Raw genomic sequence first — 25,932 nt, 5'->3', positions numbered from 1 at the left:
GACATAAGACGTCTTACTGGATGTTCGGCTGCGGTTCGCTGGCCTGCTGCAGCTTCTGCGCATACAGCGCATCGAAGTTGAACGGCGCAAGCATCAGCGCGGGGAAACCACCGCGGGTTACGAAGCTATCGATGCATTCGCGCACGTACGGGAACAGCATGTTCGGGCAGTACGTGTTGAGCATGTGATCAAGCTGACCTTCGTTCACGCCAGTGATCTGGAACAGGCCAGCCTGCTGCACTTCCACCAGGAACATAGTGTTACTGGATTCGGTGTGTTTGGCATCGGCCGTGATACTGATCACCACTTCATAGAAATCGTCAGCAACCTTACGTGCAGATGTGCCGATATCCAGTGCGACCTGCGGCTGGAACTGCTGGAAGATTTCCGGTGAATGCGGCGATTCGAACGATGCGTCTTTCAGGTAAATGCGGTGCAGGGCGAACTGCACTTCCGACTGCTGGCCCTGATCGTCCTGAATATTGTCCTGAGACATCAATCTTCTCCCTGATGATGAAAGTGAAAACGTGTACGTCTGAAACGACAGGCGGGTGATGATGATTATCGCCTGCCGATAACGCACGGGCAGCAACGTTCTATCGCTCGTATTCTATCGTTCGATGAGCGTCGTCAGCCCGCGCGCTGCAGCGAGTTCCGCTATGCTGACACACAGAAAGGCGCGTTTATTTCTTAACCAGCGGAAGGTTCTCGGCCTGCCACTGATCGACACCACCGCGCAGGCGTGCCACATGCTTGAAACCAGCCTTCTTCAAGGTAGCCACTGCGGCCCCTGACTGCTGGCCCATCTTGCAGACCACGATGATGGGGCGTTCCTTGAAGCGCTCAAGTTCGCTCGTGCGCGTGGCAAGGGAAGCCGCCGGAATGTTGATGGCACCGGAGATATGACCGCTGCGGAACGCATTGGCGTCGCGCAGGTCCACTACCACGCCCTCGTGCTGATTGACGAGTGACGTCAGCTGATGGATGGTCACTGCGTTGGCATTGTTGCGGCCGATTTCGTATCCCAGCCAGATCAGCAGCAGGACGATGAACAGGCCGACGAGAATCGGGTGCTGATAGAGCGCAAATTCGAGAAGGTGATCGAAGTTCATGAGACTGACATACTCTTGCTGATGTATGCGCCAGGGCATACGGAATGGGTGGCCGTCATACAGCGCCGCCAGTATACACCACTCGATCGCGCGCCTCTCGTTTGCGGCGACCTATTGATGCGCTGCTGTGACCGCCGATGATGGGCCGTACGCTGACCGTGAGGTGCCTTCGACACAAGACTGACCGCGTCATGTGATAACGTAGCGAATCGCCACTGCGCAAAGGATATTCCGCCGATATGCAAGGTAATGCATTTCCTTCTTCCCCTTCACGCCGTACGGTCGCAGGAAAGCGATACTGGCTGACAGCGCTGCTCGCTGCAATGTTCATCGGCAGTTCGGTCACCTCTGTGCAGGCTACGCCATCCTCCCCCGGCGTGTCGCGCGCCAAGTTGCGTCAAATCAATGCCGACATCCTCAAGGCTCGCCGTCAGCTCGACAGCACTCAGCAACAGCAGAGCGCTGCCCGCAAAGCCATCAGGGATGCCGAGTCGGCACTGGCGGATACCCACGCGCAACTGGACGACCTGGCTCGCCAGCAGCGTGAAGTGTCACAGCGCCTCAATCAGCTCGACCAACAGGCCAGTGGGCTGCAGAAGGAACGCGAGCGGCAGCAACAGGCTCTGGCCGAACAACTGGCGGCCCTCTACCGTCTCGGTCATGAGCCGCAGCTGAAGCTGTTGCTGGAACAGCATGACCCCACACGCCTCGAACGCTACCAGCGCTATTTCAATGCGCTGGATCAAGCCCGTAACGAGCGTCTGGCAACGCTGCAACGCCTCGACAGCGAAGTTGCGACCAACCGCCGTGAAGCGGAAAAAGAACGTAAGCGGCTCGCCACTCTCATCGATAACCAGAAGGCGCGCGAACGTATACTCGTGCAGCAACAGTCCTCGCGCCAGCAGGCACTAGATGAACTGGCGCACAGCTTCCAGAGCGATCAGGTACGCCTGCAATCGCTGACGCAGGAACGCGATCAGGCCGAGGCCGTCATCGAACAGATAGAACGAGCCGTTGCTGCCGAGCGTGCCCGCACCGAAGAAGCACGCAGAGCCGCCGCCGAACGACGACGCCAGCAACAGCAGTCAGGCACGCCGTCCGCGCCTTCGACGGAAGAACCCGACGGCCTCACCGATGAAGAGCTGAACGCGGAAGCACCCGACGATGACACGCCCCCTGCGGCAATGTCACCCAAGGCTGCGACACCACGTCTCGACACCGCATGGAATGGGCGCTGGCCGGTCGATGGACGCATTATCGCGTCGTTCCGTCAGGGCGACGGCATCGACAGGAATGGTATGCTGATCGCAGCCCCTGCGGGTACGCCGATTCACGCTATGGCGGCGGGTCAGGTCGTCTTCGCAGACTGGCTCAACGGTTTCGGCTATCTGGTCATCGTCGATCACGGCAGAGCCATGACCGTCTATGCACACAACCAGCGCAACAGCGTCTCTACCGGCGATAGGGTCCGCAAAGGCACCATCATCGGCACGGTCGGCGATACCGGTGGACGCAGCAGTCCGGCGCTGCATTTCGAAGTACGACGCCAGGGCCGCCCTATCGACCCCATGGGTTGGTCAGGATAACCACCCTCGTTACATGCCTAGCCTGCATCCAAGGAGATTCCATGCACGCGCTTTCCCTCCTCCGCTCAGCACTGCTCGGCAGCATAGTGCTGATGCTGCCCCTGTCGACGTGGGCAGCCGAGACAGAGGCCCCTCGGGAGACAGCCCCCGACGCCCTGCCACTGAAGGAGATCAGTGCGATGGCGGATGTCTTCGAACGTATCAAACGGGCCTATGTTCACCCAACGAACGACAAGGAACTGCTGGAAGGTGCCATGAAAGGCATGGTGCAGCAGCTCGATCCGCATTCGTCCTATCTCGATCCCGAAGCGCTGCGCCAGCTGCGCGAAGCCACTGAAGGTGAATTTGGCGGCGTCGGACTGGAAGTAGGAGTGGAGAAGGGTCGTCCAACGATCATTTCACCGATTGACGGCACTCCAGCCGCACAGGCAGGACTCAAGCCGCACGACGTACTGCTGAACGTCAACGGCCGTAGTCTGGACGGCATCCCGCTTGAAAGCATCGTCACCATGATGCGCGGCAGCATCGGCTCATCGGTAACGGTGACGGTCCAGAGCGCGGGCAGCGGCGAACCGCGAACGGTCACGATGAAGCGCGCCAGCATCCAGACACCCAGCATCAGCGCACAGCGACTGGGCACGATCGGCTATGTGCGCATCAGCCAGTTCCAAGTACGCACAGGGCAAGAACTGCGCCAGGCGCTTGATCATCTACAGCAACAGGGCGCACTGGAGGGCATCGTGCTCGATATGCGCAACAACCCCGGTGGGGTGTTGCAGGGTGCCGTCGATGTCAGTAGCGCATTCGTCAACGATGGACTGGTCGTGTACACCCAGGGCCGCCTCAAGGAAAGCAACATGCGCTACAGCACGGCTCACGATGCCATGCTGCCGTCCACACCAATGGTGGTACTGATCAATGAAGGCACCGCATCGGCAGCCGAGATCGTGGCCGGTGCCCTGCAGGATCACCATCGTGCGGTCATTATGGGAACGACCAGCTTCGGTAAAGGATCCGTTCAAAGCGTGCTGCCGCTCGAAAACGGTGGCGGGCTCAAGCTGACCACCGCGCTTTACTACACGCCCAATGGCCGCTCGATTCAGGCCGAAGGCATCCAGCCCGATATCACCGTTGCGCCTGCCAACGTACAGCCGCTGGCGACCAAAGCCCCTATCCGCAAGGAAGCCGATCTGAAAGGGCACTTCGCCAATGCACAGCAAGGCGCGACAGCCGATCAAGATGCGGCTCCGACGGGTACGCTGGCGCACGATTATCAGGTACAGGAAGCGCTGCAACTGCTGAAGGGTATGGCCGTTTTCAAGCATCTCAACACGCCATCGCATACCAGTTGATCCTCTCATGCACACGGTGCAAGCGTGCAACGTGTGCATGCCATCCTGCCTGTGGCCCTGCTTTGCGGGACAGGCCATGTTTCCCTGCTGCCTTCCTGCCCTTAGGGTTAATCGTTATCATCTGCGTCTGTAACGAACGCACCGGAACAAACCAATAGTCATCATCGGCAATGACGTCGGCGATGGCACCGCGCCTATTGCTACGGGGAAACGTCCTATGATACCGGCAGGTTTCTGGAAACGACTGGCAGCACGCCTGATCGACATGCTCATTATTTCTGTCCTCACCATTCCCATCGTCATCTTCTACATGCCTAGGCTGGAACCGTTCCTCCTCACCTATCAACAGGCACTTGCCAGTGCGGATATTGAATACGCCCAGCGCGCTTTCTCGGCGCTGACGTCGGAAATGGTCAGCGCACTATCGCCGATCATGTTGGTGGTCGAAACCTTGTACTTCAGCCTGCAGGAAGCCTCTCGCTATCAGGCCACCCTCGGCAAGCGTGTGCTCGGCATCAAGGTCGTCAACCGCAACGGTGAGCGCGTCTCACTCCTGCAGTCTGTCGCACGGACACTGGCGAAATACGTTTCCGGCTTTATCTTCTGTATCGGGTATCTGATGGCTGCCTTCACACGTCGCAAACAGGCACTGCACGATCTGGTGACCGATTCATTCGTCGTCAACAACGATAAGCATCGTCAGGCAGCCGACGCGGATAACCGCACCAGCACATTCGTTAGCTAGGCGACGGTTCTGGCATTTCAGGAGGGGGGATAACCGATGTTGCGTGCTGGATTCTGGCGACGAGCCGGAGCCTTTGTCATTGATAAGTGCTTGCTTACAGTCGGCACATACTCGCTGTTCACACTGGCCTTTTTCAGCATTATGCTGCGCGCCGTCCACAACACGTACAGCATGATCGAAGAAATTGCCATCTGGGGCCACTTCAAGCTGATCCTGCTCCATCTGCTGTTCATACTGGTACTGACGATCGTCACGACGCTTTACCACGCCATATTGGAGTCATCACCTAAACAGGCCACGCTCGGCAAGAGAATCTGCCAGCTTCAGGTCACGAACACTCATGGACACCGGCTCACCTTTATGCGGGCCTTGGGCCGACAGTTTTCGAAGGGGCTATCGCTGCAGCTGCTGGGCTTGGGCTATGTGATGGCCTGCGGACGCAGAAAGCTAGCACTGCACGACCGCATGGCAGCCGCTCAGGTCATACACGTTCGTTCGGGCGAACCGACCCCTTCCTCATAACAAAGAACCCCCTGTGGATAATTCAATATCCACAGGGGGTTCTTGCGTCTGACGGGCAACACCCGTGGCTAGGCTTTCATCGTTTCTGGCAAATCTGGCCGATCACCTAGTGCCTGACGAATGAAGAAGCGTTTGAGAGGTGCGCAGCGGTCCACCGCACGCAGCCCCGCGTTGCGCGCCCACTTCACCCAAATATTTTGCTCTCCGAACCCTCGGCAGAACGCCTCCATTGCCTTCAGCATGGTGGCATTATCCATGCGTCGGCGTCGCTCGTAGCGCGCCAGTACGCGTTGATCGCTGATCGGAGCGCCCTGCCGGTGCGCACGCCCTAGTTCTTCCGCCAACACGGCAGCATCAAGAAAGCCCAGATTGGCCCCCTGTCCCGCCAAGGGATGAATGCCGTGCGCCGCGTCCCCGACCAGTGCAAGAGAAGGCTGTACGTACTGCGCGGCATGACGCTGTACCAGCGGGAAGACGGCCCGCTTGCCCACGGAAGTGATACTCCCTAGGCGCTGTTCGAACGCATCTGCCAAGGCGACCGCAAAGTCGGCCTCCTCCAACGCCATCAGGCGCTCAGCCTCAGCGGTATCCGCCGACCACACGATGGAAGACATATGCCCTTCGGCACGCTCGCCTTCCAAAGGCAGGAACGCCAACGGCCCGGTCGGCAAGAACACCTGCTGTGCCTGCTGCTGGTGAGCACGTTCATGCGTCACGACAGTCACGACGGCCTGCTGATGGGTGTCCCACGTCTTCGTGCCAATACCCGCCATGCGACGCAGCGGAGAACGTGCTCCGTCAGCAGCCACTACGAGGGCAGCCTCTAGGGTACGCCCATCGTTCAGCGTCAGGGTTCGAACCGTACCGTACGGTGCAGCTGGACGCACTTCGCTTACTTGCGTTACCTGCATCGAAGGCCAGCAACGGATATTGTCTTGCTGTTGCAGGGCCTCGCACAGCGCATCCGTGATGACACTGTTTTCGACGATATGCCCCAGCGCAGGAGCCATAACATCTTCGGCATCGAAGTGGATCTCGCCGCTGCCGGCACCATCCCAGACGGTCATCTGTGTATAGGGTGTCACGCGACGCGCGACCATATGCGGCCACAGTCCCAGCGTCTCGAACAACTGACGAGAGGCTTCTGTCAGCGCACTCACACGTGCGTCGACGCACTCCGGCTGCCAGCGCGGCGACATATCACTCGCTTCAATCACCGCCACTCGAAAGCCCTGCCGCCCCAGCAGTACGGCCAGCGTGCCGCCAACCATGCCACCACCAACGATGGCAACATCATAGCGAGGCGCCGTCAGCGGTGATTCCTTGACGTCATGCATCATCGTACGACTCCCATGGCGCGGCGCATCAGGGCACGACGCAGCGGCCCGACCTTGTCCAACGTGGCCAGCCCTAAGCTACGCAGATGTGATAGTGGCATATTGTCGATGCCGAACAGCGATACCAGCAGATGACTGCCTTCTGCGATCTGTAGCCGATCCTGGCTGCGGCGATGTTCGAAATCGCTGAGTGCCGCCATGCTGCCGAGCGGTTCGCCACGCTGAGCCTGATCCTCCAACGCCGCACAGAGATCCATCACACCACGCAGCGCTAGATTGAATCCTTGCCCAGCCACCGGATGCAGAGAATGCGCAGCGTTGCCCAGAATGGCGAGGTGAGGACGGATCTGTTCGCAAGCCTGCCGCTTCGATAGTGGGTAGTGATGGCGCGAGCCGACCTTGCGGAAACGCCCGACGCGTTCACCGAAAGTGTCCTGCAATGCCGCCAGAAACTCTCGATCGCTCATCGCCAGCAGCGCTGCCAGTTCATCGGGGGCACGCGTCCACACCAATCCCATGCGCTGACCTTCGAGCGGCAGCAGGGCCATCGGTCCCGCACTATCGAAACGCTCATACGCAATGCCCTGATGAGGGCGGCTGATCTCAACGTTCGCGATCAGCGCGTGCTCGTGATAATCATGCACCTGATCACTGATACCCAGCAGCGACTTGATCGGGGAGCGACCACCATCGGCCAATACCATCAGGCGCGCATCAATCATCTGCCCGCTGTCCAGCGCCAGCCGATAGCCTTCAGGCAATGGTTCGGCACTGATTACCTGTGCAGGGCAAAAGCGCTGCAGCGGCAGCGTATCAAGCCGAGCCATCAGCGCCTGTCCCATCCAGGCGTTTGGGATGACATAGCCCAGCGCCTCAGCATGCACGTCCTGCGCATGCATGTGCGTGGAGCCAAGCCGGCCACGTTCACTGATATGAATATGACGAATGGGGCTAGCATGTTCCGCCATCGCCTCCCAGATGCCGATATGCTCGAAATGAAGCCGAGATCCCAACGCAATGGCGCTGGAACGCTCGTCGAAGCTCGGCTGATAGGAGCGCTCGCCTGACGTAGAGAGCGGCATGGCCTCAATGATGGCCACCCGCCACCCATGACGCTCGGCCAGCGGGGCGAGGGCGCAGGCCAGACTCGACCCCACCAGCCCGCCCCCCACGATCGCAATATCCACCTGAATGGGCCTTTTGTCGGTCATCACCACTCCCTGTAACTAGAAGACGACGGAGGAAGGCCGCTCAGTGCAGCGTCGGTGCTGGAGAGGTGCCATCGTCATCGGGGTTTTCGACGGTCGGACGACCCGGATGGTGTTCCAGCCACAGCAGAATGCAGGCCACGCGCACGTGCTCGTGCAGCGCCAGCAGATCGCCTTCGTGCTCACCCTGATCGTCGAAACCGATCTCTTCGAACTCGCTGGCAATATCGGATTCCGCGATCTTGCGGATGTCCTGCAGCGCTTCCTTGAGCGGTGCCGAGACCAGCTCATCGCTTTCGATGCCGTAGTCGTCGAGTGCTTCAACGAAGCCCTGCGTCCATTCCTGCAGTGCCCGCACGCGCTCGGCAACAGAAAAGAGGCTATCCGGCAGCAGCGGCTCGAAGCTCATATCATCGCTGGCAAGGCCCTCGCGATCCTGAGCGCGCCAGCGCAGCAGCAGCTCGGCATCTTCACGCGAACGCGGGGACTCCACGCTCAATACTTCGCAGATGCTCATCAGCCACTGTTCTGCCGCTTCGGCATCGTCACTGTTTGCAGACAGCGCCAGTGACGCCACCAGACGCCCATCGTAGAAAGCCGGTGAAGTGAAAGTGCCATAGCTCAGGAAAAGATCAGCGATTTCGAAGAAATCGAGAGGGGCTTCTTTGGGAACGAATTCAGTGACCATGAAGACTCCAACGGCAGGGGAATGGCGCATTTAGCACGATAAAATATGGCAGTATCTTATAGTGATTTCCATTGCATGGCACCGCATGCCCGCAGGAAATTGCGGCGTATTCTTCGCACGATGCCCCCCGTCTTTCCCACAGGACACCGTCATCACTGCACGCCTCAGCAAGTCCTCTTGCCGTCACGTTTTCAGTCCGCTCTCGCCGCTCTCTAGCGTTACAGGTCAGCGGCATCCTCTGATGGCACACGGTCAGACTCATCTTGCATGCCTTTCAAATCGGAGGCACCAATACGCTTTTTCCATCAGCGGCATAACCACTGTAGGCCTACCCCAAAGTGATCGATAGCACCCGCCCCCTAGAGGCCAAAGGGTAACTGGCATAAGATAAGGCCCACTGTACAAGGCCGGAGCCATGCTTCCAGCCAGTCTGCAGCCAACAGCGTGTTTGTCGTGATTCAGCGCCCTTGGCTGCCGCCCGATTCCTGCAGGAGCCTTTTAAATGAGCGATTCGCCGACCACGACCAACATCACCCTGCTGGGGCATACCTACACCATCAGCTGCCGACCCGGCGAAGAAGAAGCGCTACTGCGCTCGGCGCGCTACCTCGACAACGCACTGGAAGGCATCAAGTCGCGGATCAAGACGCACGACAATGAAAAGATCGCCCTGATGGCGGCGCTCAACATCACGCATGAGCTGCTGGACTGCCTTTCCACGCTGAAAGATCAGAAGCATCAGGTGGAAGGCATGATTTCGCGTCTGGAGGGAGCACTGGCACGCGTCGACCGCCAGTTGTCCCCGAAAGAATGACATCAAAGCGCTTTGTTAAATGCCCCTCATGTCTGTTAAACTTAACGTGTTCTCTGGGGTGTTCGCCGGACGTCATTTGTCCCTCGAGCCTATGCATTATCCCCGGGAAGCCAACATGAGGGAGCCGTGTGCATGTCCGTGCGTCGGAACGCCTAACGCACCCTTTGAGGTTACCCACCTGAACCTGTAGGTTCAGGGCCCTGACGACTGCGGCATTCTGGAGAACTCTTATATGCCCCTGCGCTCTTCTCGCGCTGTCCCTCGCCTACGCTATCGTCCCCAGCGTGCTGGCCGCCTGATTCATGATCGTCTTGTCCCTGTACGCCCCATCGCTCGCATACATTCTTCTGTAGTTTCCCCCGTCTGTCCGTCGATACCCACACCGTCCTGCGCCCAATCCCGTGCATCGCTACGCCGCGAACTTCGCCAACGACGTCGTCATCTTACGTCTCGACAGCAACGTCAGGCCGCACGAGGCATGGTCACTCAACTGCTTCGTCATGGAGCGCTGCGTCGTGCACAGCGCGTCGCCCTCTACCTGCCCGCTGACGGTGAGCTAGACCCCATGCCGCTGGTACATTGGCTACAGCGTTTCAATATCAGCGTCTATGTGCCGGTACTGCGCCCGTCCGTAACCCCGGGGCTCTGGTTTATCAAGCTAACGCCCCATACACGTCTGACACGCAATCGCTTCGGGCTGCTTGAGCCCGTGCTGCCTCATCACGCTTGCCGCGCACACAGGTGTTCCGCCTGGGCACTCGACATCGTACTGATGCCACTGGTAGGTTTTGATGCGCAAGGGGCGCGATTGGGAATGGGCGGCGGTTTCTATGACCGCACCTTCAGCCGTGCACGCTACGGTGAACGGGCCTTCAAACGGCCACGACTGATCGGACTGGCGCATGATGTGCAGGAAGTGGCTGCACTACCGACGGAAGCATGGGATGTGCCATTGGACATGATCGTGACGGGAACGCGCTGCCTGTCCCCACAATGACGGCCCAGAAAGGACAGTGCCCACCCAAGACAAGGCAGGCACGACAGAGACCGATGGCGAATCGGAAGAACAGCACTGGATCAGGGAGTGTCAGCCGCCCAATAGCGCCTGAGCATAGCTTGTTGCCGCAAGCCCGATGCCGAAGGCAAAGACAAGACTAATGACCAGATCCGGTTTACGACGGCGCTTCATCCGCAACTCTCCATGATGTGATGCGACTGACTGACAGCGAACACGCGACACAGTTGTGTCGTCATGCCACCGGTAAATATAGAGTGCGTACTCACTCGGTATCAACAGGCTCGTTCCCTTGAACAACGCTCTGGAATGGGGTTACTCAATAAGTCTGCCGTTACTGAACTCAATCTTGTGAACACGTCAGTTATTGACTTCGGTATATCTCGCTGAAAGTTGAGCATTTTTCTCCAGAGCTCTTCGCGGTGCGGCATTTTGTACCAAGACGCACCCCCTTAGACCCGCAATGAGAGACTTCCATGACGATTCGAACAATGACACTGCGTCGACCGGACGACTGGCACCTGCACGTCCGCGATGCTGACATGCTGAAGGCCGTTGTGCCGTGGTCTTCCGCTCATTTTGGGCGCGCCATCATCATGCCGAACCTCGTACCGCCCATCACGTCCGTGGAAGCGGCGCTCGCCTATCGTGACCGCATTCTGGCGGCCATCCCGCCAAAAGACACTTTCGTCCCGCTGATGACGTGCTATCTAACTGAAGGGCTTGACCCACGGGTGCTGCGCGAAGGATTCCTGTCGGGGCTGTTTGCCGCTGCCAAGCTCTATCCTGCGCACGCCACCACCAATTCCGCTTTTGGTGTCAGCCACTGGCACGCCATCACCGACCTGCTAGAGACCATGCAGGAGATCGACATGCCGCTGCTGATCCACGGTGAAGTCACCGATGCCGATATCGACATCTTCGACCGCGAGGCCGCCTTCATCGACCGCGTCTTGCAGCCGCTGCGCAAAGCCTATCCCGCCCTGCGCATCGTGATGGAACACATCACGACCCGCGAAGCGGCAGACTACGTGCGCGAAGCCGGGCCACACACGGCCGCCACCCTGACACCACAGCACCTGCTGATCGACCGCAATGCCATGCTGGTGGGCGGTATTCGCCCGCACCTGTTCTGCCTACCGATCCTCAAACGCCGCGAACATACCGAGGCTCTGCGCGCACTGGCGACCAGCGGTTTCGAACGCGTCTTCCTCGGTACCGACTCCGCACCGCATGCGCGTACGGCCAAGGAAAGCGCCTGCGGCTGTGCCGGAATATTCAATGCCCCGACGGCACTGTCCACCTACGCCGAGATATTCGAAGACGAAGGTGCGCTTGATCATCTGGAAGCATTCTGCAGTGAAAACGGCCCTCGCTTCTACGGCCTGCCGCTCAACGAAGAGCGAATCACGCTGCAGCGCAACGATCACACCGTACCGGAGCGCATTACGGACAACGGGCAGGACCTGCACCCCTTCCGCGCGGGTGAAACGCTACGCTGGCACGTCGTCACCGCATAGGGCCGCTGCAACGCTGCGAACCCATGCAGAAAGCCTCTCTCGTGGACCACACGAGAGAGGCTTCTTTGGTTCTGCGGGCTTTCTAGCGATGAGCCGGCGCGCTGCCCTGTGCGGGTGCGGGCATCTGAGCCTGCGGAGCGGCCGGTACAGCGGCCAGCGCACCCCCAAAGGCCACTTGATCCATCAGCATGGTCAAGCGCAGGTAGTGCAGCTGCTCGGGCAGTACGCCATCCAGCGACAAGGTGATCTCGGTCCAGTTGCCGGGAGCCAGCTGTAGCTGACCACGGAATTCAGATGAATGCAGCGCCTTGCGCCACTGCTGGACTTGCTCAGGCGCGATTTTGTCGCCTACCGGCATCGTCGGCCCCCACTGGGCCATGAATCCCGGGTTGAAGACGGCAACGCTGCCGTTGTTGGCAACACGCAGCGTCAATGCACTGCCCTTGCCATCAGGCAGTGGCTTCACTTGTATTAGCTGACCAATCAGGCTGACCACGCCGTTGTTGAGACTGAAGTAGCGCACCTGAGCCGGATCGAATTCGGTATATTCAAAACGAGACACCACGATGTCGTGCTGCAACAGTGCCTGGCGATCCATATCCATCTGGCGTGCTTGCATGTCCACCCGGCTGCGCAGCTCAGCGACCTGCGCGTTTAGTGCATCCGTATCGGTCTTCTGACACCCCGCCAGAGACACCGCAACCATCCCCGCACCCATCATTACGCCCATCAGCGCACGTACGCTTTTGGAAGAAGACATCATCCCTGTTCTCCTCACGCCCTATTCGTGGAGCAGCGCTCTAACCGCTGCCTAAAAAGTCACATAGCAACAGCAGTGTAGTCACTGGATAAAGGGTGTGCCGCGTGCGGGAGCGACCTGAAGAGGCTCAAACGGCCGATATCGACAGCGAAGGGCGCTTTTTCACCAGATGCGTCATCCTGCCCTAATGCGTCATAAGGCCTCACAACAGCTTCGATTAAGCGAATCACATGCGCGGCACATATTGGCTCAAACCCCTTAAATAAGGCTTATATATGCCGCGAACTGCCGCACGACATAAAAATAAAAGCCGCTCCAAAATCATTCATATATCGATTAACACTTTTATTTGGACGCCATTGGTGATCATTTAGCTCTGGCATTTGTAAAAAATTTTAGACATTATTGCGATAGAAACATGATGGGTTCACAATATTTGCCAACCTGACCAAAAGATCAGGTAACATAGTGTTCCATAGGCATTTTAGTCAGTGAAATGAGCCGCAATAGCGCGTCGGTTGTGGCTTTGACACACAATGCCATCGGGATATTGTATGTCTCGTTGCGACAACACCAAATGCAGTCACTCCTGCACGAAAGTGAAGTAAAACGTTGAACAAGGGAATCCCCCAACGGCACTGAAGGCGAGAGTATGGCATCCAAGTGTCTAAAAAAAGGTTCTTGTTCATTTGTCAGCCGCTATAACAGGACAGACAAATAAACGAAGGCACTTGGGGGGTGATAGAGGTAGTCGGATGAGGTGTCAGAGGATGTCGCATCGCACCTGATTTATCGGCCGTCACCCAGTTTCTGTTTCCTAACTGACAGAATTGCCAGTTTGTTCATTGCGACTGCTGTACGACCCTGTCGTGGGCGAAACACGGCGTCTTCATTTTCGAAGAAGGCAATCCGGTGCCTGTCACTCTGGTGACCACGCTTTCTCGGCAACCAAATGACGCCTTTTCTGGCGCTTCGTTCGTGACCGGGTCGATGGTGCCCTTCGCAGGGACATCACATCTCTGGATGTACCGCATGTTCTGCAGTGGATTTCATGCCTGGCATCGTTGCCACGGCAAGGAAGCGGCGTTCTTGTCGTGGCAGACCATACGATTGATTGAAACACAAATGATTCTCAAAAGGAGAAGACAATGAAGAATCTTAAATTACTTGAATGGTTGCGCAATGCTGATGCTGAAACCATCGAACGCACAGGCGTCACTTACAGCTACCTGCGCCTGATCGGCTACGGTCACAAGCAGCCGTCAGCCAAAGCGGCAACCGGCATCGAACAGGCCACTAACGGTCACGTCACCCGCCGCGAACTGCGTCCGGACGACTGGTGGCAGATCTGGCCGGAACTGCGCGAGCAGAATGAAACCGTGTCAGAAGCCAGTACATTGGTCGAATGAATGCCAGCATGACGAGCCGTTGATCGAACTATCGGATGTCCAGAGAAGCACCTCACGAACGCGATGGCGTGGGGTCTTCACCCTTCTATCGGGACGCTCCGTGGAGCTATCGTAAAGAAATAACCTCACTAATAGTCGATTACTCGTCACATTGTTGCCACGATTAATGTATATGCTGCTTACGATCGAATCATGGAGTCACAAGGATCGTAACGCATGACCGGAATCTATGAAGTCAAACTGACAGCTCAAGATCAGTGGCAGCTTGCTACCTATGACGGCGAGCGCTTTTTCTTGCAGACCGGTGAAGAAGCCCGTCAGGTCTTCCAATATCGAATTGCTTTTTTTGCCTGAATATTGATCAGGGTACTCTATTGAGAGAGCTGTTCGCTCAGAACAGCTTTCCGAGTCCTTTCATTCCCCCAATTCTGTACTTAGCCCCCTCGTTTTATGCCCGCGCGGTGACCCGCCGCACAGCGCCATTCATCACGCTATACAGCGATAGATGACATCCCTGCTTATGCTGATGGGGTGATATGCGCATCATTCTTATCATGCAATATCGATTATCGTCGTCAACGACTTAATGTGCATAACGTTCAAATAGTAACGACCATTAGAATAGACGCCGCTGATATATCCGCGTCGATAAATAGCGGTCGGCAGAGCATTGCCATGCTTGGGCGTCGTAACACGCTATATATGCCATAAGGTTTAAATGCCTTTGCAACTGGTCATCAAACTAATGAATGAAGCCGTTCCAGCGAGTGATCGCCACGAAAGTGCTATCGGCCCCCATTTATCACCAGCGGTGGCTGGTGGCTGGTGGCTGGTGGCTGGTGGCTGGTGGCTGGTGGCTGGTGGCTGGTGGCTGGTGGCTGGTGGCTGGTGGCTGGTGGCAGCATACTGACTGACGGCGGCCAAGGTGACTTTTCTCCTGATGCCTTAGGCTGACCACCCTCCTTACAGATGCCCCCTTGCCTTCAAGCAGCTTGCCGATGCCCTGCGACAGCAGAGTGTCTGGACGCATGACGACCACCACGTCTTGATTAACCGAGCCAACCAACGCCATTTCCAGTCTGTGGACGTGCATTAGCCTGCTTTTTCCACATAGCGTACGGCGCTATCGTTATGCGCTATCCCTCTTCATCTTTCCATAAAGACATCGTTATCTTCCATCCATAGCAGGTTTTATTTTATAGAGTGATACTTTCCCGTTCCGGTTTTGTGCGAACGAGATAAACCTTTTTCCTACCCAAAGTGATTTTACTCCATCAGCGACTCAATCCCACCCGCACACAACCTCATGATATATCAACAAAAGACAATATAAAGTTACTTTCCACTCGCGTTCCATAAAGTGTGTCATGTCATTAGCATCATTTATTCTAAGCACTTTTATTATGGTCATTATACCCGGTTGATTTGATTATTCGATTGGCACTGAATTTATGTTAATTCGATATATGACACTTATTGTTGAGAACAAATTCATGATGCTAGATTGATTCCTCTATTACTTATGCGGACGCGACGATATGGCGGCTCATCCTATTGATTATTTGTTGATCGGGAATAATTTCGGGACGCCGGAAATGCGCGATATCTGGTCTGAACAGAATCGCTTGGCATCTCAGGTAGCCGTGGAGGTCGCGCTGGCCGAAGCCGAGGGCGCTCTGGGGATCATTCCCGCCTTTGCAGCAGAGGAAATCACGGCACACGCCAATGCGCGCGCGCTCGATATCGAAAGCATCCAGCAGCAAGCCTCTCAGATGAAGCATTCGCTAATGCCGACCATCGCCGCGTTGCAAGCACAGTGCGGTGCAGCAGGCGAGTACATCCACTACGGCGTGACAACGCAGGATATCGTCGATACCGCTACGGTTCTCCAGCTCAAGCAGTCCTTTGAGGTCGTGGTCCGCGATACGCGGCAGGTGGCGCGGATATTAGCATCACTGGCGCGACGCCATCAGTACACTCCGATGGTAGGCAGAACTCACGGCATGCAGGCACTGCCCACCACGTTCGGCTTTAAGGTGGCAGTGTGGCTGGATGAGTTCTTGCGTCACCTAACACGCCTGAGCGAGATTCAGGACCGCGTACTAGTTGGCAACATCAACGGCGCCGTCGGCACCTACGCAGCATTCGGCCCGCAGGGCCCGGCTGTGGAAGGCGATGTGCTCGCGCGGCTGGGGCTGGGGACACCGCTGATCGGCTGGCAGTCAGCACGTGATCGCTTTTCGGAATACGCCTCGGTGGCAGCGCTGATCAGTGGAACGCTGGGCAAGATAGGCAACGAACTCTACAACCTGATGCGCACCGAGATCGATGAGGTACAGGAGCCGTTCTCCACGGGCAAAATCGGGTCGACCACGATGCCGCACAAGCGTAACCCGGCAGCACTTGAAGGACTGGCCAGCCTGACGGCACCGCTCCTCAAGAGCGTGGCGCTCATTCATGAGTCCATGAAAGTGGAGCACGAGCGGGATGCCATGAGCTGGCGTGCGGAATGGCTTGCGCTCCCCGAGATCAACATCTATCTGTCAGCGCAGTTGCAGAACGCCATCGGCATCTTGCAGGGGCTACAGGTCAACACCGAGCAGATGCGCCGTAACCTTGATCATCAGCATGGGCTGATCATGTCCGAGAAAGTGATGTTCGAGATAGGGCATCGCATCGGCAAGCAGACCGCGCACCGCGTGGTCTATGACTGCGCCATGACCGCTTTCGAGCAGAAGCGCCCCTTTCAGCAGGTACTGCAGGCCCATCCTGCACTGCGGGACGTGATCGACAGGGACACGCTGGAGTCGTGGCTGGACCCGCTGAAGCACGTCGGTGAAGCCCCGCGCAAGGTCGATGAGGTGCTAAACCACGCGGCAACACTCGGCATACAGGAGGAGCCTAGCGATGCCTGATGCGACGCGCTTTACCACGGCTGGCACATGGCATTTTCGGGCACTGGGGCTTGAAGATGCCCCCGCATTTCTTGACCTGATAACGGCCGGCTATGCCGCTACGCGGGCACTGGGCGTCCGCTTCGCAGCCGCCTCAGCAGACCTTCACAGCGTTCGCGAACATCTGGAAGCCAATGCCGCCTATGTGCTTGAGGTCGATGGCCGCGCGGCCTCAACCGTGTCGATCCGCTATCCATGGGGCAACAATCCTGGCCCTTATGGGCTGCCACACCTCGGCTGGTTCGCCACACATCCCGCCTACGCACGACAGGGACTGGGAACACGTCTGCTGAACTGGCTGGAGCAGGAGATATTGATCGGGCAGCTACACACGCCCGCGGTGTCTCTAGGCACCGCACGAGAACACCCTTGGCTGGTAGAGACCTATCAGCGCCTTGGCTTCTTCGAGACAGGGGAAGCGAACCTAGGCAAGGGCCATCTCACCGTCTACATGCAGAAAATACTGAACCCCCAACGCTACCCACTCTGGAAGAAAAGGAACGCCCTATGAAATCCCTATACGCGCTGGCGGCGACAGTCACTGTTTCTGCAGCGCTCCTGAGCGGCTGCCACGGTACGAGCGAATCCGCTGACAATATTTCCACCATCACCATCGGTGCCACGGGACAGAGCTATCCCAGCAGCTTCCGTCAGGACGGCAAACTGACAGGATTCGATGTCGATGTGGCCCAGACCATCGCCGACAGCCTGCACTACAAGGTGACGTGGGTAACCGCTGATTTTAGCGGTCTGATGGGGCAACTGGAGGCGAAGAAGCTCGACACGATCGCCAACGTGGTGGCCATCAATCCGGCCCGTCAGGAGCGCTACAACTTCTCGGCCCCCTATAGCTATTTCGAGAGTCAGCTGGTGACCCATAAGGACAACGTCGACATCAATACGATCGAAGACCTGAAGGGCAAGAATGTGGCAGCCGTACTGGGGTCTGCGCAGCTGACCAAACTCAAGAAACTCTTCGCTGACGGCAGCGCGCACATCCGCACCTATGAAACTCGTGATGCCGCGATGGCCGATGCCGTCAAGAATCAGGTCGCGGGGTACATCAACTCGCGCCCGATCCTCCTGGCCACAATTCGCCACAACCATCTGCCCTTCAAGCTGGTGGGTGAACCGTTCATGCCTGAAACCATCGCCTTTCCCTTCCAGAAGAACGCACGCGGTGATCGGTTGAGAGAGCAGTTCAGTGCCGAACTGGAACGCATGCGTGCAGACGGGCGTCTGAAAGCGATTTCCGAGAAGTACTACGGCGAAGACATCACGTATGCCAAGTGATGCAACACACGTGCAGATTAAACAAGGGCCATATGCCCTGAAAGGAAGGGTGAAATGAACATCGACGTGGCTTATCTGATCGCGGTCTTCCCACAGATCCTGAAGTACGTCCCAGTGACCCTGTTTCTGGCCATCGTTTCGATGGCATTGGCCACGCTGATCGGGCTGGGGCTGGCACTGCTGCGTGAATGTTCATTCCGCATCGTCAATGCCTTGATCGGGCTGTATGTCTCGCTCTTCAGGGGCATTCCCTCGCTGGTGCAGCTGTTCATCATCTATTTCGGGCTGCCCCAGCTGATCCCGGCGCTACAAGGGATCGACGCGGTAACCGCAGCCATTCTGGGCTTCAGCCTCAAAACATCGGCCTATATGGTGGAAATCTTCCGTGCGGCACTGGCTTCTGTCGATAGCGGACAGACCGAAGCGGGGCTTTCGATCGGCATGACACGCTTGCAGATCTATCGCCGCGTGGTGCTGTCACAAGCGTTAAGAAATGCGCTGCCGGCTACCGGCAATACGTTCATATCACTGATCAAGGACACATCTGTAGCGTTTGCGCTGGGCGTTTCCGAAATGTTCGCCGAGGGAAAGATCATTGCGGCCGAATCGCTGCGTTTCTTCGAAACCTTCTTGGTCGTTGGCGTGATGTACTGGCTCATCGTTGTTCTGTACACCTGGCTGCAGGCGCAGCTGGAACGCTATCTGAGCCATTCCTACCACCGCTGACGCAGAAGAGAGCCTCATGATCAGTATCAGTCATATCGTAAAGCGCTACGGACAGCACACGGTGCTGGATGGCATCAGCCTAGACATCGCCCAGCGTGAAGCGGTGGCGATCATCGGCCCATCTGGCTCCGGCAAGTCGACGCTGCTGCGTTGCCTTAACCTGCTGGAACGCCCAGCGTCAGGGACCATTCGCATTGGCGACACTGTACTCGATACGGCGTCTTGTACATCGTCGCAGGTCTTCGCTCTGCGCCGACGCTCGGCGATGGTCTTTCAGAACCACAACCTGTTCAACAATAAGAGCGCGCTAGGCAACGTTGCAGAACCGATGATTACGGTACAGAAAGTGCCCAAAGCTGAAGCCTACGCTCGCGCGGAAGCGCTTCTGGCGCGTGTTGGTCTGCTGTCACAGGCCCAGCAATACCCCGTTACGCTGTCGGGTGGCCAGCAGCAGCGCGTAAGCATTGCGCGAGCACTTGCCGTCAATGCCGACGTGATCCTGTTTGATGAGCCAACTTCGGCTCTTGATCCAGAGCGCGTTCACGAAGTGCTGCACGTCATTCAGACGCTGGCGCGCGAACAGAACACCACCATGGTGATTGTGACGCATGAAATGGCGTTCGCACGACAGGTCGCTGACCGCGTCATTTTCATGGAAGAAGGGAAGATAGTAGAGCAGGGCAATGCCAAGCAGGTCATCGACGCCCCACGCCAACCCGCCACGCAGCGCTTCCTACGCCGACTGTCGCCGGTCATTGACTGACCAACGGCGATCAATAGAAAGGATTAAGTGCAACGCGGTGGAGAGCCTCTTCACCGCGTCTTTCTTTAGCACTCAAGTGCTGCCATCAACCGCTTAGTCCAGCGCTGAAGCGCCTCGGAGGAGGTCAATTCCGCATCGGCCACAGCGGCCGAAACATCCAGCACCTTCTGACGGCTCAGCGCCTCGTAAAGCTTCTGCAGGGGATCAGCCTGCCACGTTCGGCTTTCCGCACGCCTCACACAGACATCAAAGGCGCGGCCGGAATACAACCTAAGCTGGACATGGTGAAAGCGCAGGTCGGGATTGTCAGCGTCAGGAGGCACAGAAGCGTCCGGCTGCCGAACAACGCGCTTCGCCAGCAAGGCAATAGCAGGGATGACGGGCGCTGCCGTGTAATGAGAGAGCGGCAGTGCGCCCGTAAGCAATGCGTCCGCAATGACATATTCGAGGCTGAAGCGCGCTTCGATACCGTGCACGGGGCCAGTGATGGCAGGGGCGGTGTCCCCTCCAACAGGGAACCGAACCGATATGGATGCAATGGCGCTTTCGAAATCGGTTGGTGCCAGCCCTTCGGCCAGCAGCTGTTTACGCAGTCGAAGCGCTGCATCGGCCGCACTGTGCGTACCGCTACAAGTGGGGTAGCGCTTGAACTCCAGCCCCGGCGAGACGATCCGCCACGGCGACCCCCAGTCCGACGTCAGCTGTGCCAGCCACTCGACACTGCCCCCGTGCGATAACAGCAGGCTTTCGATCACGCCTTCTTTTTGCCCATCGAACCCTGCCGCGGCCAGCTGAACGGCATCCGTGGCCGCCCGCGCGGCCCATCCCACATGCAGCGGCTTGGTTGAGGACCCCATCTGTCGCCTCAATCCGGCCGCTTGTGTAGCGGCCAACCCCAACGCCACCTGCGTCTGCGCAACAGACAACTCCAACAGGCGAGCGGCAGCCGCTGTCGCGGCCACACCCCCCAGCGTCGCCGTGGTATGAAAGCCGATGACATAATGCTGACGCCCTGCCGCCAGCCCAAGGCGAGCGGCCATTTCCACGCCGGTGACATAGGCCGCCAGAAAGGCCGACGACGTGACAACATTGGAGGTAGTGCCCAACAGAGCAAACAGCGTCGAAAGAATAACCGCCGAAGGGTGACCACGCAGATCGGCATGGAAGTCATCGTAATCAAGCGCATGACTTCCATAGCCCAACAGCAGCGCTCGGTACGCGGCATGCGTTGGAGGAAACTGCTGACGTACCGTGTCAAGATCAGGATCCGGTAACGCCCGCGTCAGCACGGGAAACGTGCAGGCGAGGTAGTCCACCAGCCCCTGTCGAGCCCGCAGACAGGCTGCCTCATCAGGTTGGGCATGAACGATTAGAGAGGCCACCCGCTGCGTCAGTGAATCCGTCATACGCTATCTCCTTCAGGCTATTGTTGAACCGCCTGCATCGCGTCAACACACATGACGCTACTTGGCCACTTCACATACCAAGCCCCGCGTTAAAAAACGATCCATCATTAGTTGTGCCGGTAATTAAGCCCATAAATAAGGCATCCTAAAAATATACGGATGACATACCGTAAGGGCCATCTTGTTCTACAACGTTCTTATATTTATTTAAAAGAAGAGAGAACGTAACGGATATATCAGAAGCAGCGTACTGCAAGGCCTTTGGGGTAAAAGGCGTACAGAGGCGGGCATGACATCATCAAAGAGAAATAATGATAGGAGAAATGATAAGGAAAGAGGGGCATATAAGATAACGAACTGGCCGCGAGTTCATACCAATCATCACGCACCAGATGACGGTATTGAAGCTCGCGGCCAGTCAGGGATAGATCAGGCTTCGCGACGCTCTACGCTGCCGTCCTTACGACCCAGCAACAGCACATCGGCTCCGCGGGCAGCAAACAAACCGTTGGTGACAACCCCCACCAACTGATTGATGCGGCTTTCCATCTCGATCGGGTGTTCAATCGGAAAATCATAGAGGTCGAGAATCTGGTTGCCGTTATCGGTAATAACGCCTTGGCGATAGATCGGGTCAGCGCCCATCTTCACCAACTCGCGCGCCACATAGGAGCGCGCCATCGGAATGACCTCAACGGGCAGTGGGAATTGCCCCAGCACCGCCACATCCTTTGACTCATCGGCAATACACACGAAGCGCTCGGCACAGGCCGCGACAATCTTCTCACGCGTCAGCGCAGCACCACCGCCTTTGATCATGGCGAAACCGGGGTCGATCTCATCAGCGCCGTCGACGTAGACGGGCATGCTTCCCACGCTGTTGAGGTCGAACACGTCGATGCCATGTCCGCGCAGGCGCTCGGCCGAGGCTTCGGAACTGGCAACGGCACCTTTGAACGTACCCGCCAGCGTGCCCAGCTCATCAATGAACATGTTGGCCGTGGAACCCGTGCCGACACCGATAACGGTTTCAGGCGTGAGCAGCGGACGAATCTCTTCCAGCGCAGCTTTGGCAACGGCGCGCTTGAGAGCGTCTTGTGCAGCAGTCTTGGAGCGGAATGCCATGAAGGTCTCCATGAGAAGTGATGGCAGCGTGGGATGAAAATCGCGGACGGAACGAGGCCACGGATAGGCACAGCGCTGACGAAGCGCTTACCACTCTATGTCGCATGGGCTTGCTGTTCCTTCAGTAGACTGGTACCAATGAAGACGGTACAGCCTATCTGTGCCCGCGATCTAATTCGAACATGATATTGGACAATCACCGATGCAAGATACCCCGTTGCTGGAAGCGTACGTCAAGAAGATACTCACCGCCAAGGTCTATGACGTCGCTATTGAGACGCCGCTGTCCCCCATGCCCATGCTGTCCCAGCGTCTCGGAAACCAGATTTCCATTAAGCGCGAGGATCTGCAGCCCGTTTTTTCTTTCAAGATTCGCGGTGCTTATAACCGTCTGGCATCACTGACTGACGCTCAGCGCCGTCAAGGGGTCGTAACCGCATCGGCGGGCAACCACGCACAGGGGGTTGCGCTGGGAGCCAAGCAGCTGGGGATTCGCGCGGTCATCGTCATGCCGCGTATCACACCGGATATCAAGGTCGCGGCGGTACGCGCACGCGGTGCTGAGGTCGTGCTGACCGGTGATAACTTCAACGAAGCGCTCGAATACGCGCGCGAACTGATGACACAAGAAGGCCTGACCTACGTTGCGCCGTTCGATGATGCCGAAGTGATCGCGGGCCAAGGCACCATCGCTATGGAGATTCTGCGTCAGCAGCAGGGTCCCATTGATGCCATTTTCGTTCCGGTCGGCGGCGGCGGCCTGATCTCTGGCATTTCGGCTTACGTGAAATACCTGTTCCCAGAAGTGAAGATCATCGGGGTCGAGCCGGAAGATGCGGCGTGCCTGAAAGCCGCGTTGGAAGCCGGTGAACCGACGACACTGGATCAAGTCGGGGTGTTCGCAGAAGGTGTCGCCGTTTCCCGTATCGGTGAACTGCCGTTCGAGATCCTGAAGGACACCGTCGACGGCGTCATCACCGTTAACGCCGACGAAATGTGCTCAGCCGTAAAAGACATCTTCGAAGATACTCGCGGTCTGCCGGAAACATCCGGTGCCGTGGCCCTGGCCGGTCTCAAGAAATACATCCGCCAGAACGGCGTTCAAGGCCAGAATCTGATCTGCATCAACTCTGGGGCGAACATCAACTTCGACCGTCTCAACCACATCACCGAGCGCACCTCGCTGGGTGAGCGCCGCGAAGCGATGCTGGCCGTCAAGGTGCCGGAACGCGCAGGTTCCTACAAAGCACTGTGCGAAGTGCTGAGCAACCGTATGGTCACACAGCTCAGCTACCGCTATGCCCACCATTCTGATGCGCAGGTACTGGTCGGCATCAACGTCACGCCGTCTGATGATGACGCCGACCGCCACGCACTCATTTCGACGCTGGAAGAGGCGGGCTATCCCGTTGTCGACCTCAGCGAAAACGAAATGGCCAAAGTGCATATCAGCCATCTGGTCGGTGGGCACATGCTGCCAGCACTGCCCGATGACATGCACGAAGAGCTGTACCGCTTCGAGTTCCCAGAACGCCCTGGGGCACTGAACAACTTCGTGCGCCAGCTGCCGGCGAACTGGAATATCTCACTGTTCCACTACCGCAACCACGGTGCCGCCTATGGCCGAGTGCTGGTAGCCCTACAGATGCCGAAGGACGAGCAGAACGGCCTTGATGCGCACCTTGATGAAATCGGCTACCGCTACTGGCGCGAAACGGATAATCCCGCTTACGGCCTCTTCCTGCGCTGATCGTAGATAGCCCGCGGAAAAGACGCTGCATGATAGATGCGTTGCCCCTTGCCGCCACTCTGGCGCAGGGGGCAACGTCTATCTACACAGGCAAGCACCGTGCAGGTCGCATAAGACGTGCCCCATCAGCGATATCGAACGCAACGCGGGGAAGAGTCAGCGCGTAATAAACAGAGAGAAGAGGGGAAAAGTAGATAAGACAAAGCCCGTACACGAAGAACGTGTACGGGCTTCTTAATTTGGCGGAAAGCGTAGGATTCGAACCTACGGACCCTCTCAGGTCGCTTGTTTTCGAAACAAGTGCATTCGGCCACTCTGCCAGCTTTCCGGAACACCGGGTTGGTGTCAGGTGCCTAGCGTACCGATCCTGATCCCAGTGTCAACTACTCCTTGCGTGCCCGCACCTGTCGATGCAAGACCGACACCGCTCGCACAGGCCATTCAATCAATCTCCAGTTGCCAGTCCAGCAGGTGAAGCTCACCCGACCCCGAATAGATTTCAGAGCCGAACTCGACACTACTCAGGAACAGCGCATCACTTCGCCAATAGCCCGTACGGGCGAGATATCCTAGCAGTGGCTGGAGATCCATGGACAGGTCATCGGTGCCCTCTTCAAGCACAAAGGTGTACACCGGCCAACCGGTGGGCAGTGAGCCTACATAGAAGCCCCAGTGACGTCCATCAATCGTCACTCGGCCCTTATAGTCACCGGCAGGGTGAACGTTGATACTGCGCAGCCAGACCATCACCTCTGCTGCGGGCGATGAATACCAGCGCGCTCGCGGAGAGGTATGGCACCACAGGTCATAGGCAACGTTATAGCGGCCATCAGCGTTCAGCGCGAACCGGGCATGCGTGCGGACATGATGCAGGGAGGAAAGGGCGGCGGGAAGATGGCTACGCGGGTCATAGTTGGACGACCAATGCCAGCCGGTCACCAGTGCGGGATAAGCCTTGACGCTCTCCGTCGTGCTCGGCCAGTGCCAGCGCCAGCCCATATCATGCTCGGAGTGATAGAACACCTGCTGCCAGCCTTCATCGACGTCTGCCGCCCCCCATTGGTTGTTGTTGAGGTAGCTTTTGCCTCCGTCGATCTGAATTTCGTCGCCGGCCATGCTCGTCATGGCAGCGCTGACCATCGGCGCGTACAGACAGGCCATCATCATGACCATGACAGCACCTGCCGTTGCACCGGATATTTTCATTGTTGTTCTCCTTGAACATACGGTGGCGGGATGAATGTCGGCATCGAGAGCCTAGTCGCCATGCAGCCCATGTACCACGGGCTATAGTTGTCTGTGAGATCGCCACAGGAGGTGGCGGCTCATATCTCTCGGGCCTCTCGGGGGTATGAGATTCACGTTCATCGACAAGGAGCGCATGCAGATGGCAGCCAAGTTCGAGATCTACAAAAGCAGTGAAGGTCAGTTCCGTTTTCGTCTGAAAGTCACCAACAACGGTGAAATCATTCTGGCCAGCGAAGCCTATACGCAGAAGGTCAATTGCAAGAAAGGCATCGAATCCGTCAAGAAGAATGCCCCCGAAGATACGCGCTATGCGCGCAAAGAAAACAAGGCCGGCAAATGGTATTTCGTGCTGAAAGCGGGCAACCATGAGGTCATCGGTACCAGTCAGGCCTACAGCAGCGAAGCGGCCTGCAAGAAAGGCATCGAATCCGTGAAACGCCACGCACCGGATGCTGAACTGGTCGATACGACAACGACACAGAACTGATCGACGCCCGGCGATTGCCGCCGAGCAGCATGAGGTGCCACTGCCATGGGTACTTCAGCGGGAATGAAAAAGAAGGGGTGGCTCAGCCGAGCCACCCCTTCTTCATCGTTAT

General features: G+C 57.5%; 26 protein-coding genes, 1 tRNA gene and 1 other RNA gene. 18 read left to right on the top strand and 10 right to left on the bottom strand.

The genetic code is table 11. The annotated features are described in order from the left end of the window. Positions 1 to 13: 13 nt before the first annotated feature. Both secB and ACMHYW_RS00950 read right to left on the bottom strand, forming a co-directional pair. Positions 14 to 496: a protein-export chaperone SecB gene (secB, locus tag ACMHYW_RS00955; protein WP_414500516.1), complete on the bottom strand. Its 483-nt coding sequence runs from the start codon at positions 494 to 496 to the stop codon at positions 14 to 16. Between the two features lie 187 nt (positions 497 to 683). Beyond that, complete coding sequence (locus ACMHYW_RS00950) at positions 684 to 1,112, bottom strand: rhodanese-like domain-containing protein (RefSeq protein WP_414500515.1); 429 nt, start codon at positions 1,110 to 1,112, stop codon at positions 684 to 686. 239 nt (positions 1,113 to 1,351) lie between these two features. Between ACMHYW_RS00950 and ACMHYW_RS00945 the strand changes: the two genes are divergently transcribed. The 4 genes from ACMHYW_RS00945 to ACMHYW_RS00930 all read left to right on the top strand — a co-directional run bounded on the left by ACMHYW_RS00945 (position 1,352) and on the right by ACMHYW_RS00930 (position 5,317). Continuing rightward, positions 1,352 to 2,698: a murein hydrolase activator EnvC family protein gene (locus ACMHYW_RS00945; protein ID WP_414500514.1), complete on the top strand. Its 1,347-nt coding sequence runs from the start codon at positions 1,352 to 1,354 to the stop codon at positions 2,696 to 2,698. Between the two features lie 41 nt (positions 2,699 to 2,739). Then, positions 2,740 to 4,050: a S41 family peptidase gene (locus ACMHYW_RS00940; RefSeq protein ID WP_414500513.1), complete on the top strand. Its 1,311-nt coding sequence runs from the start codon at positions 2,740 to 2,742 to the stop codon at positions 4,048 to 4,050. Between the two features lie 217 nt (positions 4,051 to 4,267). Continuing rightward, the gene (locus ACMHYW_RS00935) at positions 4,268 to 4,795 is read left to right on the top strand and encodes an RDD family protein (protein ID WP_414500512.1); all 528 of its coding nucleotides are present in this window, start codon (positions 4,268 to 4,270) and stop codon (positions 4,793 to 4,795) included. 36 nt (positions 4,796 to 4,831) lie between these two features. Continuing rightward, the gene (locus ACMHYW_RS00930) at positions 4,832 to 5,317 is read left to right on the top strand and encodes an RDD family protein (RefSeq protein ID WP_414500511.1); all 486 of its coding nucleotides are present in this window, start codon (positions 4,832 to 4,834) and stop codon (positions 5,315 to 5,317) included. 68 nt (positions 5,318 to 5,385) lie between these two features. On the opposite strand, the gene ACMHYW_RS00925 is transcribed toward ACMHYW_RS00930, so the two are convergent. The 3 genes from ACMHYW_RS00925 to ACMHYW_RS00915 are packed head-to-tail and all read right to left on the bottom strand — an operon-like array spanning position 5,386 to position 8,550. Continuing rightward, positions 5,386 to 6,657 carry a UbiH/UbiF/VisC/COQ6 family ubiquinone biosynthesis hydroxylase gene (locus tag ACMHYW_RS00925; RefSeq protein WP_414500510.1) on the bottom strand — a complete coding sequence of 424 codons (1,272 nt, stop codon included), beginning with the start codon at positions 6,655 to 6,657 and terminating at the stop codon, positions 5,386 to 5,388. Beyond that, positions 6,654 to 7,865, bottom strand: coding sequence for a 2-octaprenyl-6-methoxyphenyl hydroxylase (gene ubiH, locus ACMHYW_RS00920; RefSeq protein WP_414500509.1), 1,212 nt, complete (start codon positions 7,863 to 7,865; stop codon positions 6,654 to 6,656). The genes ACMHYW_RS00925 and ubiH overlap by 4 nt, the downstream gene beginning before the upstream one ends. A 40-nt stretch (positions 7,866 to 7,905) precedes the next feature. Continuing rightward, positions 7,906 to 8,550, bottom strand: a complete 645-nt coding sequence (locus tag ACMHYW_RS00915; RefSeq protein ID WP_414500508.1) for a UPF0149 family protein — start codon at positions 8,548 to 8,550, stop codon at positions 7,906 to 7,908. Between the two features lie 502 nt (positions 8,551 to 9,052). Between ACMHYW_RS00915 and ACMHYW_RS00910 the strand changes: the two genes are divergently transcribed. The 4 genes from ACMHYW_RS00910 (at position 9,053) to pyrC (ending at position 11,899) form a co-directional block, all read left to right on the top strand. Further along, on the top strand, positions 9,053 to 9,364 hold the full coding sequence (locus tag ACMHYW_RS00910; RefSeq protein ID WP_414500507.1) for a cell division protein ZapA: 312 nt from the start codon (positions 9,053 to 9,055) through the stop codon (positions 9,362 to 9,364). Between the two features lie 47 nt (positions 9,365 to 9,411). After that, positions 9,412 to 9,592: non-coding RNA, 6S RNA (gene ssrS / locus ACMHYW_RS00905), on the top strand. 4 nt (positions 9,593 to 9,596) lie between these two features. Beyond that, positions 9,597 to 10,361 carry a 5-formyltetrahydrofolate cyclo-ligase gene (locus ACMHYW_RS00900; protein WP_414500506.1) on the top strand — a complete coding sequence of 255 codons (765 nt, stop codon included), beginning with the start codon at positions 9,597 to 9,599 and terminating at the stop codon, positions 10,359 to 10,361. Positions 10,362 to 10,855: 494 nt separating this feature from the next. Continuing rightward, the gene (pyrC, locus tag ACMHYW_RS00895) at positions 10,856 to 11,899 is read left to right on the top strand and encodes a dihydroorotase (protein WP_414500505.1); all 1,044 of its coding nucleotides are present in this window, start codon (positions 10,856 to 10,858) and stop codon (positions 11,897 to 11,899) included. 82 nt (positions 11,900 to 11,981) lie between these two features. On the opposite strand, the gene ACMHYW_RS00890 is transcribed toward pyrC, so the two are convergent. Next, complete coding sequence (locus ACMHYW_RS00890; protein ID WP_414500504.1) at positions 11,982 to 12,659, bottom strand: hypothetical protein; 678 nt, start codon at positions 12,657 to 12,659, stop codon at positions 11,982 to 11,984. A gap of 1,148 nt (positions 12,660 to 13,807) precedes the next feature. Here ACMHYW_RS00890 and ACMHYW_RS00885 point away from each other — a divergent pair. From ACMHYW_RS00885 to ACMHYW_RS00850, 8 genes are all read left to right on the top strand, one after another. Continuing rightward, on the top strand, positions 13,808 to 14,068 hold the full coding sequence (locus tag ACMHYW_RS00885; protein ID WP_051523651.1) for a transcriptional regulator: 261 nt from the start codon (positions 13,808 to 13,810) through the stop codon (positions 14,066 to 14,068). 216 nt (positions 14,069 to 14,284) lie between these two features. Continuing rightward, the gene (locus ACMHYW_RS00880) at positions 14,285 to 14,422 is read left to right on the top strand and encodes a hypothetical protein (protein ID WP_156934023.1); all 138 of its coding nucleotides are present in this window, start codon (positions 14,285 to 14,287) and stop codon (positions 14,420 to 14,422) included. Between the two features lie 364 nt (positions 14,423 to 14,786). Further along, positions 14,787 to 14,978, top strand: coding sequence for a hypothetical protein (locus ACMHYW_RS00875; protein WP_414500503.1), 192 nt, complete (start codon positions 14,787 to 14,789; stop codon positions 14,976 to 14,978). A 628-nt stretch (positions 14,979 to 15,606) separates the two neighbouring features. Then, the gene (gene purB, locus ACMHYW_RS00870) at positions 15,607 to 16,983 is read left to right on the top strand and encodes an adenylosuccinate lyase (RefSeq protein WP_414500502.1); all 1,377 of its coding nucleotides are present in this window, start codon (positions 15,607 to 15,609) and stop codon (positions 16,981 to 16,983) included. Next, positions 16,976 to 17,533 (top strand): GNAT family N-acetyltransferase, encoded by a 558-nt coding sequence (locus ACMHYW_RS00865; RefSeq protein WP_414500501.1) that lies wholly within the window; start codon positions 16,976 to 16,978, stop codon positions 17,531 to 17,533. Before purB ends, ACMHYW_RS00865 begins: the two co-directional genes overlap by 8 nt. Continuing rightward, positions 17,530 to 18,315 (top strand): amino acid ABC transporter substrate-binding protein, encoded by a 786-nt coding sequence (locus ACMHYW_RS00860; RefSeq protein ID WP_414500500.1) that lies wholly within the window; start codon positions 17,530 to 17,532, stop codon positions 18,313 to 18,315. The genes ACMHYW_RS00865 and ACMHYW_RS00860 overlap by 4 nt, the downstream gene beginning before the upstream one ends. Before the next feature lie 54 nt (positions 18,316 to 18,369). Beyond that, on the top strand, positions 18,370 to 19,041 hold the full coding sequence (locus tag ACMHYW_RS00855; RefSeq protein WP_414500499.1) for an amino acid ABC transporter permease: 672 nt from the start codon (positions 18,370 to 18,372) through the stop codon (positions 19,039 to 19,041). Positions 19,042 to 19,057: 16 nt separating this feature from the next. Further along, positions 19,058 to 19,804 (top strand): amino acid ABC transporter ATP-binding protein, encoded by a 747-nt coding sequence (locus tag ACMHYW_RS00850; protein WP_414500498.1) that lies wholly within the window; start codon positions 19,058 to 19,060, stop codon positions 19,802 to 19,804. 65 nt (positions 19,805 to 19,869) lie between these two features. Here the strand turns inward: ACMHYW_RS00850 and ACMHYW_RS00845 are convergent, their stop codons facing one another. Both ACMHYW_RS00845 and rpiA read right to left on the bottom strand, forming a co-directional pair. Continuing rightward, on the bottom strand, positions 19,870 to 21,210 hold the full coding sequence (locus ACMHYW_RS00845; RefSeq protein ID WP_414500497.1) for an MmgE/PrpD family protein: 1,341 nt from the start codon (positions 21,208 to 21,210) through the stop codon (positions 19,870 to 19,872). Between the two features lie 429 nt (positions 21,211 to 21,639). Then, positions 21,640 to 22,335, bottom strand: coding sequence for a ribose-5-phosphate isomerase RpiA (gene rpiA, locus ACMHYW_RS00840; protein ID WP_414500496.1), 696 nt, complete (start codon positions 22,333 to 22,335; stop codon positions 21,640 to 21,642). A gap of 217 nt (positions 22,336 to 22,552) precedes the next feature. Here rpiA and ilvA point away from each other — a divergent pair, with 217 nt between their 5' ends. After that, positions 22,553 to 24,085 carry a threonine ammonia-lyase, biosynthetic gene (gene ilvA / locus ACMHYW_RS00835; RefSeq protein WP_414501518.1) on the top strand — a complete coding sequence of 511 codons (1,533 nt, stop codon included), beginning with the start codon at positions 22,553 to 22,555 and terminating at the stop codon, positions 24,083 to 24,085. 240 nt (positions 24,086 to 24,325) lie between these two features. On the opposite strand, the gene ACMHYW_RS00830 is transcribed toward ilvA, so the two are convergent. After that, positions 24,326 to 24,413: transfer RNA gene (locus ACMHYW_RS00830), tRNA-Ser, on the bottom strand. A gap of 113 nt (positions 24,414 to 24,526) precedes the next feature. After that, the gene (locus ACMHYW_RS00825; protein WP_414500495.1) at positions 24,527 to 25,291 is read right to left on the bottom strand and encodes a GH12 family glycosyl hydrolase domain-containing protein; all 765 of its coding nucleotides are present in this window, start codon (positions 25,289 to 25,291) and stop codon (positions 24,527 to 24,529) included. A 181-nt stretch (positions 25,292 to 25,472) separates the two neighbouring features. Here ACMHYW_RS00825 and ACMHYW_RS00820 point away from each other — a divergent pair, with 181 nt between their 5' ends. Then, a complete protein-coding gene (locus tag ACMHYW_RS00820) occupies positions 25,473 to 25,820 on the top strand; it encodes a YegP family protein (RefSeq protein WP_414500494.1) in 348 nt (115 codons plus the stop codon). Positions 25,821 to 25,932: the final 112 nt, after the last annotated feature.

Origin of the sequence: Zymobacter sp. IVIA_12111.31 C1 (assembly GCF_047495495.1) — a bacterium.
In the GTDB taxonomy this organism is placed as follows: domain Bacteria; phylum Pseudomonadota; class Gammaproteobacteria; order Pseudomonadales; family Halomonadaceae; genus Zymobacter.
The sequence above is the reverse complement of the archived record's forward strand: the minus strand, read 5'-3'. Positions and strand labels throughout refer to the sequence as shown.